Genomic DNA, 15,266 nt, shown 5'->3' with positions numbered 1-15,266 from the left:
ATTCATACGCTGGACAGATACCGGGAAAATCTCACGTCTGCCAAACGCATCCCTGCCTGAGCGGCAAGGCAGCGGCTAAACTGCATGCAGTGGCCAACTGAGCGGAGCTCAGTGCACAAGCCCGCTGATGTTATTCAGCAACCTGTCAAACCTATGGATGAGTACATCAGGCTAAATGAATATGGGCGCATCATGGCAACCCAGCATCACCCCACTTCCCGCCAGCCAGCAGCGGCCGGCACCGCGTAAACGCCGCAGCACGCTGAAAATCCTTTTCTGGTTGCTGCTTCTGGCCCTGTGCATCGTCGCCGGCCTGCTGCTCGCCGAAGAACTGCGCACCTCGCGCTACCAGGCGCAAGAACTCAGCCGCTACGCACAAACCCTCAGCTACCGGGTCGAGCCCGGCCCCAGCAGTGCCATCATTTACCCCAAGGAAGGCCCCTTCGACAAACGTCAGGGCTACACCTACCTGCCGCTGATGCTCGAACGCCTCAATCAACGCAACTTTATCGTGCAGCAGCAGGCGCAGTTCTCCCCCGCCTTGCTCGACTATGCCCAGCGTGGTCTGTTTATCCCCTATCCGGAGAAAATCCAGAGCGGCCTGAGCATCAGTGATTGCCGCGGCACGCCGTTCTATGAATTTCGCTATCCGCAGCAGCGTTACCCAAGCTTCAGCGCGATCCCCCCCTTGGTCGCAAGCAGCCTGCTGTTTATCGAAAACCGCCACCTGCTTGACCCGCAACAGCCCACGGCCAACCCAGCAGTGGACTGGCCACGGTTTGTAATGGCCGCCCTCTCCCAGGTCGGCAAATTGCTCGACATGCAGGATCAATCGGCGGGGGGCAGCACCCTGGCCACTCAGCTGGAGAAATACCGCCATTCACCGGATGGTCTGACCCTGTCAGCCACAGAAAAGCTGCGGCAGATGCTCTCGGCCAGCGTACGCGCCTACCAGAGCGGCCCGCAGACCATGGCCGCGCGAGAAAACATCGTGCGCGATTACCTCAACAGCGTGCCACTCTCCGCAGCCCCCGGACATGGAGAGGTGCATGGCCTGGCCGATGGCCTGCGTATCTGGTTCGGCGCAGACTTCGCCCAGGTCAACCAGCTGCTCGACCCTGCGCGTTCGCCACAAGCTAGCCTGGCCGAGCGTGGCCTGGCCCTGCGCCAGGTCCTGGCCCTGATGATTGCCCAACGCCGCCCGTCCTACTATCTGGCCCAGGGCCGCAACGACCTGGCCAGTCTGACCGACAGCCATATTCGCCTGCTGGCGGGCGGTGGTCTGATCGACACCGCCCTGCGCGACGCCGCCCTCCAGCAGACACTCAGCTACCGCGACTGGGCCCTGGAGCCGAACCTGCAGCCGGTGGACAGTAACAAGGGCATCAGCGTTTCGCGGGCACGACTGTCAGCCATGCTCAACATGCCGCTGTACGACCTCGATCGCCTTGATCTGAGCGCCACCAGCACCCTCAACAACGACCTGCAACAGGCCATCAGCCAGTACCTGCAACAGCTGGCTGAGCCCACCTTTGCCGGGCAGATCGGGCTGTTTGGCGAGCGCCTGCTGTCGCCAGAAAAGACCGCCGATGTGCGCTACAGCTTCACCCTGTTCGAACGCACGCAGAATGGCAGCGTGGTAAGGGTGCAGACCGACAGCACCGACCAACCATTCGACATCAACGAAGGCAGCAAGCTGGAACTGGGCTCCACGGCCAAGCTACGGGTGCTGGCCACCTACCTGGAAATCATCGCCGAACTGCACCAGCGCCATGCAGGGCAGAGCGTCAGCGAACTACGCGCGGTGACCGCTCAGGACAACCTGACCCGCTGGGCCGTCGACTACCTGCAACACAACCCCGACGTCAGCCTGAGCACCATGCTGGACGCCGCCTTGGAGCGCAAATATTCAGCCAGTCCCGGTGAGCGCTTCTTCACTGGCGGCGGCATCCACACCTTTAACAACTTCCGCCGTGAAGACAATCAACGCATCGCCAGCATGCGCGAGGCCCTGCGTGAGTCGCTGAACCTGCCGTTTATCCGCCTGATGCGTGATCTGGTGCGTTACACCACCTATCAAGGCCCGAACAACAGCGCCGAGTTGCTCAAGGACGACAAGGACCCGCGCCGCCAGGCTTACCTGCGCGACTTCGCCGACCGCGAGGGCACCACCTTCTTGCTGCGTTTCTGGCGCAAATACCAGGGCCAACCGGAACAACAGCGCCTGGATACCTTTCTCAATGGCCTGCGCCATACCTCGGTACGCCTCGCCGCCGTGCATCGCTATCTACAACCCACTGCCGACGAAGCGAGTTTTGCTGCCTTTCTGCGCAAATATCTGCCGCAGGAAAAACTCAGCGACAAGCGAATCAACGAGCTGTACAGAAGCTATGGCCCGGGTGCCTATAGCTTGCCTGATCAAGGCTATATCGCCCGCGTTCACCCACTGGAACTGTGGCTGCTGGGTTATCTGATCGAACATCCGCAGGCGCGCTTCAACGATGCCGTCGCCGCCAGTCAGGGTGAACGCCAGGAGGTCTACGGCTGGTTGTTCCGCAGCCGACACAAGAGTGCCCGTGACAGCCGCATCCGCATCATGCTGGAGGTTGAGGCCTTCCTCGACATTCACCGGCGCTGGCAGAACCTGGGCTACCCTTTCGCCCACTTGGTGCCTTCACTGGCCACGGCAATTGGCAGCTCAGGCGATCGCCCGGCAGCCCTGGCTGAGTTGATGGGGATCATTCAGAACGACGGTATCCGGCAAACCACGGCCCGTATCGACAGCCTGCATTTCGCCGCGGACACGCCCTACGACACCCAGGTGGTGCGCGACCACAAGGAAGGCAAACGGGTCATGGCGCCGGAAGTGGCCGCCGCACTGCGCAACGCCCTGGCCGATGTCGTCGAGGCCGGCACAGCACGCCGGCTGCTTGGCAGCTTCAGCCTGGCCGATGATCAACCACTCAAGGTTGGTGGCAAAACCGGCACAGGGGACAATCGTATTGAAACGGTAGGGGCAGGTGGCCGCGTACTCAGCTCGCGCGCCATGAACCGTACCGCCACCTTCGTCTTCTACCTGGGAGACAACCACTACGGCACCCTCACCGCCTTCGTTCCCGGGCGCGCAGCGGAAAACTTCCGCTTTACCTCAGCGCTGCCAGTGCAGGTGCTCAAGGGCATGGCGCCGATCCTGCAGCCTTACCTGCAACCTGGCACCCACAGCCTGTGCCACGTGACAGGCAGTGAACAAACAATCACGGCAACACACTAACGCAGGCCAATAAAAACGGGAGGCCAAGGCCTCCCGTTTTGATTTACAAGCACACAGGCTACTTCGCTTTGTAGATGATCCCCGGGCTGCACTGCACCATCTGATAATGGTTCGGCAACCCATTGAGCGCTTCGGAAGCCCCAAGGAACAGATATCCACCCGGTTTCAACATCGCGTGAATGCGCGTCAGGATGTCTTTCTTCACTTCGGCAGAGAAGTAGATCAGCACGTTACGGCAGAACACCACATCGAACTTGCCCAGGCTGGCATAACTGTCCAACAGGTTCAGTGGACGAAATTCAATACGGCTGCGGATAGCCGGCTTGACCACCCAACGTCCCGGCCCCTTAGGATCGAAATAACGCTGCAGCCGCTCCTGGGACAAACCACGGCCCATCGCCAGGCTGTCGTATTCACCCGACTTGCAGTTGAGCAACATGGACGGCGACAGGTCAGTGGCAACAATCTGCACACCGCTCTTGAGCTGACCCAGGTTGGTTTTTTCAAACTCATCGATGGTCATCGACAGCGAATAGGGCTCCTGCCCCGAAGAGCAGGCCGCCGACCAGATGCGCAAGCGCTGCCCTGGGCTGGCCTTGATCATCTCGGGCAGCACCCGGTTTTTCAGTACTTCAAAGGGGTAGGTATCGCGAAACCACAGCGTCTCGTTGGTGGTCATGGCATCAACCACCTGCTCGCGCAGCCCACTACGCGGCTGGCTTTGCATGCGCTGCACCAGCTCGCCCAGGGTTTTGATGCTGTTCTGTTCCATCAGCTTATTGAGCCGGCTGGAAACCAGATACTGCTTATTGCTGCCAAGCAGGATGCCGCAGGCTTTTTCCAGGAAAGTCCGGAACTGCTCGAAATCCAAATTACCTGTAGACACTCGCGAGGCCTCGACGAACATATGTTTCACTGAGGGCCAGGCCCTCAGTCCCCTGCCGCTAGATTGATGCGGTCAGCTACCCGTGCAGCCAGGTCATCCGGGCGAAACTTGGCGAGAAAATCATCTGCGCCCACCTTCTTGACCATGGCCTGGTTAAACACGCCAGAAAGCGAAGTATGCAGGATGATGTGCAGCTTTTGCATACGCGGATCGGAACGAATCTCCGCCGTCAGGGTGTAACCGTCCATCTCAGGCATTTCGATGTCGGAAATCAGCATCAAAAATTCCTCTGCAGGATTTTTGCCTTCTTCGACCATTGCCTTCAGATAATCCAGTGCCTGACGCCCATCGTTCAGCGCCACCACCTCCACGCCGACAGTCTCCAGGCAACGGGTTACCTGTTTACGCGCCACCGATGAATCATCGCAGGTCAGCACACGCTTGCTTACCGCACGCGCCTGGGTCTCGGCATTCAGCACGCCCTCGGAGATAACTTCGGAGGTCGGCGCGACCTCGGCCAGGATTTTCTCGACGTCGATGATCTCGACCATCTTGTCATCCAAGTGTGTCACCGCCGTCAGGTAGTGATCGCGCCCTGTGCCCTTGGGTGGCGGATGGATCGATTCCCAGTTCATGTTGACGATGCGTTCGACCGAATGCACCAGAAAGCCCTGCACCTTGGTGTTGTACTCGGTAATGATCACAAAACTGTTGTCGATGTTCGCCAACGGTGTATTGCCCGTGGCCATGGACAAATCAAGAATCGGAATGGTGCCGCCACGAATATTGGCCACGCCGCGAACAACCGGACTGGATTTGGGCATGATGGTGAGCTTCGGGCACTGCAGCACCTCTTTCACCTTGAATACGTTGATGCCGTACAACTGGTTGCTGTTCAGGCGAAACAGCAATAACTCCAAACGATTCTGGCCAACCAACTGAGTTCGCTGGTTAACCGAATCCATCACACCGGCCATACCCAAACTCCTTATTTGAGTAACAGATTGCTGTCAGCGTAGCAGGCGGCACGCGCCTTGCTATCTAACCCATATGAACATTGAAACGACAACTAACCGACGCTCACTGGCAAAGTGCCGCTACTTGCTGGCAGTTGTACCCGCTTTGCTTGCACTCGGCTATAGCGCCGTAGCACGCGCCGAGGCCACTCAGCCTGAACAACTTATCGGCGCTGGAGAAGTTTTTCTTGAGCAAGCGGTGAGTGATTATTTACAGCGTAGCAACATCGCCGGCCGTCATGAGGTTCAAATCAACCGACTCGACCCTCGCCTGCGCCTGCCCTTGTGCGAGCAACCCCTGACGACCACCCTTGAAAGCCCTGCTGAACCTATTGGTCGCGTCACCCTGCGGGTACGCTGCGATGGCGGCGCACCATGGACAGTGTTTGTGCCCGGCCAGGTGCGCCTGTATCGCCAGGTGGTGATCGCCAGCCGTCCGCTGAAACGCGACAATCTGCTGACAGATGCCGATGTATTGCTTGCCGAACGTGATGTCGGCTTGCTCAATCAGGGCTATCTGACAGCCCTCCCCCAGGCTGTTGGCAAAAAATTGACGCGCCCGCTGCTACCGGACCAGGTACTTGCCCCCACTCACGTGCAGATGGCTGAAGCGATACGCAAAGGCGATCAAGTGGTAATCAGCGCACGCAGTGGCGGAATCAGTGTCCGCATGCCCGGTGAAGCGCTCTCGGACGGCACTGTTGGCAAGCAGATCAGCGTGCGCAACCAGCGCTCGAATCGAGTCGTCAGGGCACGAGTCGTCGGTCCTGGCCAGGTCGAGGTTGCGATGTAGGCATGAATCTTGATTAACTTTGCTCGTCAACCGAGCTGACGATTTTCCACACTGTGTTTAGACTGTTAGCTGACGCACACTTTTTGCCCTAAAGTTTTTCCGCCCATGGCCGACAAGCTAGGCAAGCGTCCAAACACTGTTCGAGGTTTTGCATCATGGTCATCGATATCAACCGGCTCAACAATGCCGCAACGCCAGCCAATTCGGGGCGTGCCGGCAGTGCTCAGGCAGGTGGCCAGAATGAAGCCATCGGCAACAAGCAACCCAGCAATCTGCCCGACCCAACTGCACAGGCCCAGCAAGCCGGCAAGAGCGGTGAGTCGGTACAACTGAGCCGCGATGCTCAGCAACTGCAGAAAGTCAGCGAAAAACTGCGCGACCAGCCCACCGTCAACAAGGAGCGAGTGGCTCAGCTCAAACAAGCCATTGAAGATGGCAGCTATCAGGTCGACAGCCAACGCGTTGCCAGCAAACTGCTTAATTTCGAATCCCAGCGCTAGTCACCGGGCTGCGCTGGGGGTATTGGTCGCCCAACGGACATTCCATGCACCTGCAACGGATGCCGTTACCCCCTAAGAGCCCACAATGCACGATACCAAGCTGCTTGAACTGTTCATCAACGATATCGGCACCGCTGAGCAGTTGCTTAAACTTATCGACACTGAATTCCAAGCCCTCAGTGATCGCGACCTCCCCCGCCTACAGAGTATCCTTACTGAAAAGTTGCCCTTGCTGAGCCTGCTCGACCAGCACGGCAAAGAGCGCAGTCAGTTGCTCGTCAGCCTTGGACTCAGCTCCGATCGCAAGGGCCTGCAGGCCCTTGCCGCGCAATCCAGCCAGGGCAGCGTGTTGCTTGAACGTGGCGATCAGCTCAATGCGCTTCTGGAACGCTGCCAGGCCGCCAATCTGCGTAACGGACGCCTGATTCGCTCCAGCCAGGCATCCGCCAACAGCATGCTCAGCATCCTGCGTGGCAACGAGACGCCGAGCCTCTATGACAGCCGCGGCAGTACCGCTAGAATCGGCCAGCAGCGCCCGCTCAGCCAGGCCTGAAACCTACAAAGGCACAGGGACATGCTGTCATATAGCCAGTATGCTAGTGCCATAGCATTTGCTCGGAGTGTAATGGACCGTGTCCAGTCCTTTTAGCCAGGAAGATGGCCCGCAACCCCCCAAGGTGCTGAAGACACCGCTGGAAATCGTGGCCAACCTGCGCCAACTGCAACAGAACCATGACCCACTGATCATCACCTTTGAAGAGCGCAATCAGCGCTTTCAGAGCTACGTGATCGCGGTTGACCGCGACAAAAATCTGCTGATTCTCGATGAGTTGATGCCCAATGACGGCGAGCGCTACCTGGCCAACGGGGAAACCTTCAATGTCGAGGCCTTCCACGAAGGCGTGCGTGTGGCCTGGAAATGCGAGCAGAACGTGCGTATCACCGAGCATGACGGGGCGCGCTGCTATTTCAGTTCTATCCCCCCTGAAGTCATCTACCACCAGCGACGCAGTGCCTTCCGTGCACCCCTCAAACAAGGTGAGCTGATCAAGATCGAACTGGCCGGCGACAAGCTGCGTACAGCCATCGTCGGGCAACTGCTGGATATCTCGGCAACCGGCTGCAAACTGCGCTTTCCTGGGAATATCAGCACCAACCTGCAAGCCGGCCAGGTGTATGAACGCTTCACCGCGCGCTTCCCCTTCGGCCCGATGACCACCGCGATTGAGGTGCGTCATGTGCAGTATGAAGACAAGCTGGACATCACCTTTATCGGTGCCCGCTTTCACCGCATCAACGGCCAGGAGCAACGCCTGGTAGAACGTTTTGTCTACCAGCTGCAACGCGAGGCCCGCCGCTTCGACAGCGACGGCCTGTTCTAGACCTAGATCAGAATATTCAGTGCCGCCAGGCGCGACAGGTCCTCGGGTCGATCCACATCCCACAACGCAGGCAACAAGGCCGGATGCCAATCCAGCTGCTGCAGGCGTTGCAGGGTCAGGTCGAAGACCTGCTCAGTGCCCCACGGCATATCACTGAACAGCGTCGGCGCCATGCTCCGCAACCCCAGTAACACATAACCGCCATCCTCAGCCGGACCAATCACCACTGGCTGCTCCTGCAAGGCGCGGCAAGCTACCTGCAAGTAGGTGCCGTCAAGGGCCGGGCAATCATTGCCAATCAGAATCACCGCATCACTTTCCGCCAGCCCCAGGGTCGCGATACGCCGCATGCGCTCGCCGAGATCCCCCACAGGCTGCTCGACCAGGGTCCACCCCTGCACATCAGCCAAGGCCTGCAACTCAGCACTGGGTAGATCATCGAGCCATAGAAAGCGCTCACTGAAACCACTGGCCGGCAACTGCAAGGCGCGCTCCAGCAAGAGCTGCTGCAGGTCACAGGCACCCTGGGCACCCAGGGCCGGAATCAAGCGGGTTTTCACCTGCCCGGCCACTGGCGCACGCGCCAGCAGGTGCAGGGAAATCGACAGACTCATAGCAAAGATCCTCGACGGTACTGGCGGGCCAGCGTGTGCGGGCTGACACCACAGTAGTAGGCCAAACGCAGGCACCACATGAGCATCACGGTACGCCAAATACCGTGCTGCTCCCAGCGCCTGCTGGAGGTCGACAGGGGCGGGCGCAGGCAGCGTGGGCGAGCCTGCGCCTTGAGCTGACGACACAGTTGAAGGTCTTCCATCAGCGGGATCGGGGCATAACCGCCTAACGCGGCAAAGGCCGCCTTGCGCACAAAGATACCCTGATCACCAGAGGCGATACCGGTCAGCCGCGAACGCAGACTGATCATCGCGCCAATCACACGAAATGCCAGGCCTGGACCGGAAAGACGCACATCAAAGCGCCCCCATAACGGACGTTGCTGCAACACATCCAGCAAGCGCCGCAGCGCAGGGCCACTGACCCGTGTATCGGCATGCACAAACCACAGGTACTCCCCTTGCGCGTGCGCAGCACCGGCATTCATCTGCAGCGCACGACCGGGTTCGCTCTTGAGCACCTGATCAGCCCGGCCTTGCGCCCGCTCAACCGTGCCGTCACTGCTGCCACCATCGACCACGATCAGTTCGGCACCAGCCGCCCGCAGCACTGCCAGATCATCCAGCAGAGCGGGTAAGGCCTGCACTTCATTGCGCACCGGGATCACCACACTGAGCAGCGGCGTCACTCGCGCACCTGCGGCTCAGCGGCCGCTTGCGCAGCCCCGTTCTCTTCAGCGCCAGGTGCAGTACTGCTGTCGTGCATCTGCTCCTGCACCACTTCTTCAGCCACACGCGGGTCGAGCGCTGCGGTCAGCGGTGAACTGGTGGTGCTGTCAGGCATGGGGATATGGTGCAGCGGCGCGTCTTCAACCTGGTGCAGGTGAGTAACCCGCTCCGGCCGCACCCGCAACACCAGAATCAGCGCACAGCCACAGACGAAGGCGTACAGCATATTGGCGCCGAGAAAGCGCATCAGCACACCCGCCAGCAGCGGTCCGATACTGGCGCCAACACCGAACGTCACCAACAGCATGGCTGTCAGCGAGACGCGCCGTTCGCCTTCGACATGGTCGTTGGCCAGCGCCACCGCCAGCGGATAAAGGCTGAACTGCAGAGCACACACCAGAAAACCAATGGCGAAGAGTAACGCCAGGCTCGCCTGCGGCAGGAGTGCCAGAGGCAGCGCGGCCAGTGCCAGCAAAGCGGCACAACCACGAATCAGCCGCACACGATCATGCCGATCAGAGAGCCAGCCGAGCGGCCACTGCACCAGCAGGCCGGCAATGATGCAGCAGCCCATAAACAGACCGACCTGCTCGGTGGACAGGCCCATGCGCGTGCCATACAGCGGTGCCAAACCGTAGAACGAGCCGATCAGCAGCCCAGCCACCACGATGGTGGTTAACGACAGGGGAACTCGCTCGATAAAGAAACGCATCTCCAGCGGCGCCGGGTGCAGCGGCGCCGGGTGCAGCTTACGGGTGAGCGCCACCGGTACCAGACACAGGGCAAAGCACAGCGCCACCAGCATCAGCAACTCAAGGCCCAGAGTCGGATGCACCACCAACACCAGCTGACCGAGGATCAAGCCCAGGTAGGAGGCGCCCATATAACCGGCAAATACCTGGCCACGCTGACTGGTATCTGCCTGCTCATTGAGCCAGCTCTCGATCACCATGTACTGGCACATCATGCCCAGGCCCACCAGCATACGCAGCAGCAGCCAACTGGGCAGCCAGTCGCTCAGACCATGACCCAGCACGGCGGCCGTGACCACCCCGGCACAGGCCACATAGGCGCGGATATGTCCTACCCGGGCGATCAGCCGATGCCCCAGCTTGCCCCCCAGCACCAGCCCCAGGTAGTTGGCCGCCATCAGCGCACCAACCCATAGGCCGTCCGCCGTTTCGGCCAGACGCAGTGCCAGATAAGTACTCAGCAACCCCGAGCCGAGCAGCATCAACAGGGTGGCGAAATACAGCGAACTGAATGACTTGAGAATCACAGACATGAGGCGGCACTTGGCTCCGTTCAAGGCCGCCGAAACAGGCTCGACAACCGACTAGGCGTGGGCCGCCAACACGCGACGCTCCCACGGGGTAATTTCATCAAAGAAGCTGGTGAGCTCCATGGTCTTGCTGGCAATGTAGCCTTCGATGAACTCTTTGCCGAACAGTTCCGGCGCCAGCGTACTGCGCTTGAGACGCTCAATCGCGGCATGCATGGTACAGGGTAGCGCCAATTCGTCTGGCACTTCGAACTCCCCCTGAATCGGCGCACTGGGCTGCAGTTGCTGCTCAATCCCATACAAACCTGCCGCAAGGCTCGCCGCCAGCGCCAGATAAGGATTGGCATCGGCGCCCGGCAAGCGGTTCTCTACCCTCCGCGCCACTGGCGCACTGGCGGGAATACGCAGGCCCGCAGCGCGATTATCCTCTGACCAGCAGGCATTGTTCGGCGAAGCATAAGGATGGCAAAGACGCTGATAGGAGTTCACATGCGGGGCAAACAGCAGGGTGAAATCCGCCATGGCCACCTGCTGGCCGGCAATAAACTGATAGAACGCCGGCGTCGCCTGACCATCGGCTGCACTGAAGATATTCTGCCCACTGCCCTGCTCCACCACACTCTGGTGAATATGCATGGAGCTGCCGGGCGTGTGTGCCAACGGCTTGGCCATGCACACCACAGTGAGGCCATGCTTGAGCGCGACTTCCTTGAGCAGGTGCTTGAACAGAAAAGTCTGATCCGCCAACAGCAGCGGGTCGCCATGCAGCAGGTTGATTTCAAACTGGCTGACGCCCATCTCGTGCATAAAGGTATCGCGCGGCAGCCCCAGGGCGGCCATGCACTGATACACCTCATCAAAGAAAGGTCGCAGGCCATTGTTGGAACTGACACTGAAAGCCGACGCGCCATCCTCACGCCGACCATCCAGACCCACCGGTGGCTGGAATGGTTGCAGCGGGTCGGCATTACGGGCAAACACGAAAAACTCCAGCTCTGTCGCCACCACCGGTTGCCAGCCATGGCTGGCGTAGCGCGCCACAACCTGCTTGAGCAGGCCGCGGCTCGACAGACCGGAACTGCGCCCATCCAGCTCATCGGCATCGCAGATCGCCAACGCCCGCGGCTTGCCACTCCAGGGTAAGCGGTGCACCTGCCCTGCCACAGCATTCAACGCCAGGTCACCGTCATCACTGCCGTAGAAGCGTGCCGCCGGGTAACCACCCATCATGCACTGCAGCAACACCCCTCGCGCCAACTGCAAACGCCGCCCCTCGAGAAATCCCTCGGCCGTCATCACCTTGCCGCGCGGCACGCCATTGAGGTCCGGCGTTACACATTCAACTTCATCAACACCACGCAGTAGCTCAGCCAGGGCGGTGCGGTCGAGGGTACTCATTTGCTGTTGTCCTTATTGATGCAAGAGGCCGTCGTCAAACGGCGAAACGTACAAAATACGCATCAGCCGTTCGATATTTCAAGCAAAGCACGCAGCAACAGCTGGACTCTCCTCGTTCCCAATCATATTTATCGATTAACTGGATAGTTTTAATCATCAAGAAAAACGCCAAATGTGAACGAAAATTCGCCTTAAAAATATCTTAACTAATTGATTTATAAATATATAAATCCACTATCGATCACATCGATGATTACCATGCACCAGCTGCACTTCTTCATCAAATTTTCATACGTATCATGGGCCCCGTACTCACTTACCACCCGCCCTTACGAGGAGCCTGAACATGAAAAAGCAAATTCTCACCGCCGTAATCCTGAGCAGCCTGTCGATCAACGCCTTTGCCCTGCCACAGAACAACCCGCAGCCGCTGCTGGGTGAAAAGCAGGACAGCAGCGTCAAAACGCTGATGGGTTTTGGTAACAACCTGCAGACTGAAGGGGGCGCGGATCGCCAGCAAGAGCGTCTAAGGGTCGCAGAGAGTAGTGCTGATCGCACCTATAGGCCTCAGACGGAGCATATACATATAGCGGAAAGCAGTGCCGACCGCATTTACACACCGCAGATGGAACACCTACGTGTCGCCGAAAGCAGTTCAGACCGCACCTACAAGCCCCAGACGGAGCATATGCATGTAGCGGAAAGCAGTGCCGACCGCACTTACAAACCGCAAATCCCAGGACAAACTGCCTAAGCAAGCAATCGTTTAAGCTAATCCGCCAACACTTCTCGCATAAAGCACCCAATGGGTGCTTTATGCATTCAGGGCCGACTCCAGCTGGAGCAAGCGCTCTTCCAGCACCGCAATCCGCGCTTCTAGAGCGTCCAAACGCTCACTCTGCTGACCACCGGTCATCATGCGCTGCGGCTCACTGGCGCGAGCCTCAAGGATGACCTGTAAATCTGCCGGGTCACCCAGCACGTGCATATAACGCTCTTCGCGCTGGCCACTCTGGCGCGGCAGTAAACAGACCAACTCACGGCTGATCAGGCGCTCGAGATGATGCTGCACCTGCTCGGTGTCATCAAAGTCATGCATGCGGTTACTGCGCGTCAGCAGCTCATTGAGCGTCTGCGGGCCGCGCAGCAACAGCAGGCCGAGCAACGCCACCTGAGCAGCCACCAACTCCAGCGCCTTGTCGGCACGATGTTCCCAGCGATCGGCGCGACTGCCCATGACCAGGCGTGCCATACCACGCCCTTCAAGGCTGCGCAGCGCCTGCCCGACCTGCCCGGCAGCCAGATTCATCACCGGTTCACGGCTGGTTTTCTGATTGCAGGCCAGCACCAGCGCATTGAGGGTCAGTGGATAAGCTTCCGGCGTGGTCAACTGTTTCTCGATCAGACAGCCCAACACCCGCACTTCCACGGCGCTCAGAGGTTCAATAGTCGCGGCCTGGGTTTCCTCATTAGACATAACCACCTCGTTACTGACAAAGGCACTAACCTAGCCCAGCTGGCGGCAGGTTGATAGACATGTGTGCCGCTGGGCAGCGCAACCTAGCCGGCGCGTGTAAAAGCGGGTCATTGTGATAGAGTCGCGCGCTATTTTTCAGCGTGGCCCTGTTTCACCCCCGCGAAAACTTCATAACGCGTACTGCAATCCTGCCTCCAGCGCCTGGCCACAAGCCATTAGCCCAGAAGGAAGTGCAGGCTGCCCGCCCTGATAGAGACCCCTGTCATGACCGCTGCCCAACACCCACTTATACAGCTGCTCAATCGCACCAGCCTGGTACTGCAAATCGTCATCGGCCTGTTGGCCGGCATTGCTCTGGCGCTGTTTTTTCCAGCAGCTGCCGCCAGTGCCAGCTTCCTCGGCACCGTCTTCGTTTCAGCCCTGAAGGCCGTGGCACCCGTACTGGTCTTCGTACTGGTGGCGGCGTCCATCGCCAACCACCAGCAGGGCCAGGAAACCCATATCAAACCCATTCTGCTGCTGTACCTGCTCGGCACTTTCAGCGCTGCGCTGATCGCCGTGGCGGCCAGTTTTGCCTTTCCCTCGAGTCTGACCCTGGCCAGCAACAGTGCTGAACTGTCACCCCCTGGCGGAATTCTCGAAGTTCTGAAAACCCTGCTGCTTAATGTGGTGGACAACCCGATCAATGCCCTGCTCAAAGGTAACTTTATCGGCATCCTGGCCTGGGCCATCGCCCTGGGTTTTGCCTTCCGTCATGCCAGCCCAAACAGCAAACAGATGCTCGCCGACCTTTCCGCCGGCGTGACCAGCATCGTCAAATTGGTGATCCGCCTGGCACCTCTGGGGGTCTTTGGCCTGGTAGCTGCCACACTGGCCGAATCTGGCATGTCCGCCCTGCTCGACTACCTGCACCTGCTACTGGTGTTGGTGGGCTGCATGCTGTTTGTGGCCCTGGTGGTCAACCCGCTGATCGTCTTCAGCAAGATTCGTCGCAACCCTTATCCGCTGGTACTGACCTGCCTACGTGAAAGCGGTATTACCGCGTTCTTCACCCGCAGTTCGGCCGCCAACATCCCGGTCAACCTGCAGCTGTGCCAGCGCCTGGGTCTGCATGAAGAGACCTACTCGGTGTCGATCCCTCTGGGTGCGACCATCAACATGGCCGGTGCAGCGATCACCATCACCGTACTGACCATGGCTGCTGTGCACACCCTGGGTATCGCTGTCGATCTGCCGACCGCCTTGCTGCTCAGCCTGCTCGCCTCGATCAGCGCCTGCGGCGCGTCGGGTGTCGCCGGTGGCTCACTGCTGCTGATTCCACTGGCCTGCAGCCTGTTCGGCATTCCTAATGAGGTGGCCATGCAAGTCGTGGCAGTCGGTTTTATCATCGGTATCGTGCAGGATTCGGCGGAAACCGCGCTGAATTCCTCCACTGACGTCCTGTTTACGGCAGCTGCCTGCCAGGCTGCTCAGCCACGCAGCTAACCCCAGCCGCGCACCAGGCCTGTTCCAGCAGTAGGCCTGGTTTATCACCGGTTATCCCTGCGGCGTTTGCCTGACCGAACGATTACGGTAGGCTTTGCCGCTTCTTTATAAGGAGCAATGCCCATGGCCCGCGCCACTGCCCGACACATCCTGGTTGCCACTGAAGACAAGTGCAACGAACTGAAAGCTGCCATCGAAGGCGGTGCCGACTTCGCCCAGGTCGCCAAAGACAACTCCAGCTGCCCATCCAGTCGCAATGGCGGCGACCTTGGCTCGTTCGGCCCAGGCCAGATGGTCAAGGAGTTCGACACCGTGGTGTTCAGCGCGCCGATCAACGTGGTGCAAGGCCCGGTGAAAACCCAGTTCGGTTATCACCTGCTGGAAGTCACCAGCCGTCAGGACTGAACCATTGTGTTCGCTGGGCCTTTTGGGC

At 59.4% G+C, this 15,266-nt stretch carries 15 protein-coding genes; 8 read left to right on the top strand and 7 right to left on the bottom strand.

The genetic code is table 11. The annotated features are described in order from the left end of the window. Positions 1–181 precede the first annotated feature (181 nt). Entirely contained in the window at positions 182–3,271 is a 3,090-nt protein-coding gene (locus ACOCLD_RS08435; RefSeq protein ID WP_422911561.1) for a transglycosylase domain-containing protein, read from the top strand. Between the two features lie 58 nt (positions 3,272–3,329). On the opposite strand, the gene cheR is transcribed toward ACOCLD_RS08435, so the two are convergent. Together cheR and ACOCLD_RS08425 are read right to left on the bottom strand one after the other, a co-directional pair. Beyond that, a complete protein-coding gene (cheR, locus tag ACOCLD_RS08430) occupies positions 3,330–4,157 on the bottom strand; it encodes a protein-glutamate O-methyltransferase CheR (RefSeq protein ID WP_233684063.1) in 828 nt (275 codons plus the stop codon). A 44-nt stretch (positions 4,158–4,201) separates the two neighbouring features. Continuing rightward, the gene (locus tag ACOCLD_RS08425) at positions 4,202–5,134 is read right to left on the bottom strand and encodes a chemotaxis protein CheV (RefSeq protein WP_257777920.1); all 933 of its coding nucleotides are present in this window, start codon (positions 5,132–5,134) and stop codon (positions 4,202–4,204) included. 73 nt (positions 5,135–5,207) lie between these two features. Here ACOCLD_RS08425 and flgA point away from each other — a divergent pair, with 73 nt between their 5' ends. From flgA to ACOCLD_RS08405, 4 genes are all read left to right on the top strand, one after another. Beyond that, positions 5,208–5,966 (top strand): flagellar basal body P-ring formation chaperone FlgA, encoded by a 759-nt coding sequence (gene flgA, locus ACOCLD_RS08420; RefSeq protein WP_422911560.1) that lies wholly within the window; start codon positions 5,208–5,210, stop codon positions 5,964–5,966. Between the two features lie 155 nt (positions 5,967–6,121). Further along, entirely contained in the window at positions 6,122–6,466 is a 345-nt protein-coding gene (gene flgM / locus ACOCLD_RS08415) for a flagellar biosynthesis anti-sigma factor FlgM (RefSeq protein WP_422911559.1), read from the top strand. Positions 6,467–6,551: 85 nt separating this feature from the next. Then, complete coding sequence (locus tag ACOCLD_RS08410; protein WP_422911558.1) at positions 6,552–7,019, top strand: flagella synthesis protein FlgN; 468 nt, start codon at positions 6,552–6,554, stop codon at positions 7,017–7,019. Positions 7,020–7,098: 79 nt separating this feature from the next. Beyond that, entirely contained in the window at positions 7,099–7,848 is a 750-nt protein-coding gene (locus tag ACOCLD_RS08405; RefSeq protein ID WP_422911557.1) for a flagellar brake protein, read from the top strand. A gap of 2 nt (positions 7,849–7,850) precedes the next feature. Here the strand turns inward: ACOCLD_RS08405 and ACOCLD_RS08400 are convergent, their stop codons facing one another. From ACOCLD_RS08400 to ACOCLD_RS08385, 4 genes are read right to left on the bottom strand one after another with little or no spacing between them, the layout of a single operon-like run. After that, complete coding sequence (locus ACOCLD_RS08400) at positions 7,851–8,462, bottom strand: TIGR04282 family arsenosugar biosynthesis glycosyltransferase (protein WP_422911556.1); 612 nt, start codon at positions 8,460–8,462, stop codon at positions 7,851–7,853. Next, on the bottom strand, positions 8,459–9,151 hold the full coding sequence (locus tag ACOCLD_RS08395; RefSeq protein ID WP_422911555.1) for a TIGR04283 family arsenosugar biosynthesis glycosyltransferase: 693 nt from the start codon (positions 9,149–9,151) through the stop codon (positions 8,459–8,461). Before ACOCLD_RS08395 ends, ACOCLD_RS08400 begins: the two co-directional genes overlap by 4 nt. After that, a complete protein-coding gene (locus ACOCLD_RS08390; protein ID WP_422911554.1) occupies positions 9,148–10,476 on the bottom strand; it encodes an MFS transporter in 1,329 nt (442 codons plus the stop codon). Before ACOCLD_RS08390 ends, ACOCLD_RS08395 begins: the two co-directional genes overlap by 4 nt. Positions 10,477–10,527: 51 nt before the next feature. Next, positions 10,528–11,769: a glutamine synthetase family protein gene (locus tag ACOCLD_RS08385; protein WP_422911780.1), complete on the bottom strand. Its 1,242-nt coding sequence runs from the start codon at positions 11,767–11,769 to the stop codon at positions 10,528–10,530. A 448-nt stretch (positions 11,770–12,217) separates the two neighbouring features. Between ACOCLD_RS08385 and ACOCLD_RS08380 the strand changes: the two genes are divergently transcribed. Next, positions 12,218–12,625, top strand: a complete 408-nt coding sequence (locus tag ACOCLD_RS08380) for a phage infection protein (protein ID WP_422911553.1) — start codon at positions 12,218–12,220, stop codon at positions 12,623–12,625. A 60-nt stretch (positions 12,626–12,685) separates the two neighbouring features. Here ACOCLD_RS08380 and ACOCLD_RS08375 read toward each other — a convergent pair whose 3' ends face one another. Then, positions 12,686–13,348, bottom strand: a complete 663-nt coding sequence (locus ACOCLD_RS08375) for a YceH family protein (protein ID WP_422911552.1) — start codon at positions 13,346–13,348, stop codon at positions 12,686–12,688. Between the two features lie 264 nt (positions 13,349–13,612). Between ACOCLD_RS08375 and sstT the strand changes: the two genes are divergently transcribed. Continuing rightward, positions 13,613–14,833 carry a serine/threonine transporter SstT gene (gene sstT / locus ACOCLD_RS08370; protein WP_422911551.1) on the top strand — a complete coding sequence of 407 codons (1,221 nt, stop codon included), beginning with the start codon at positions 13,613–13,615 and terminating at the stop codon, positions 14,831–14,833. Between the two features lie 123 nt (positions 14,834–14,956). After that, positions 14,957–15,238, top strand: coding sequence for a peptidylprolyl isomerase (locus tag ACOCLD_RS08365; protein WP_233684051.1), 282 nt, complete (start codon positions 14,957–14,959; stop codon positions 15,236–15,238). Positions 15,239–15,266 lie beyond the last annotated feature (28 nt).

It is taken from the genome of Pseudomonas cimarronensis (assembly GCF_049331905.1).
GTDB lineage: Bacteria > Pseudomonadota > Gammaproteobacteria > Pseudomonadales > Pseudomonadaceae > Aquipseudomonas.
Note: the sequence above shows the minus strand (reverse complement) of the source record. Positions and strands in the feature narration are given on the sequence as shown.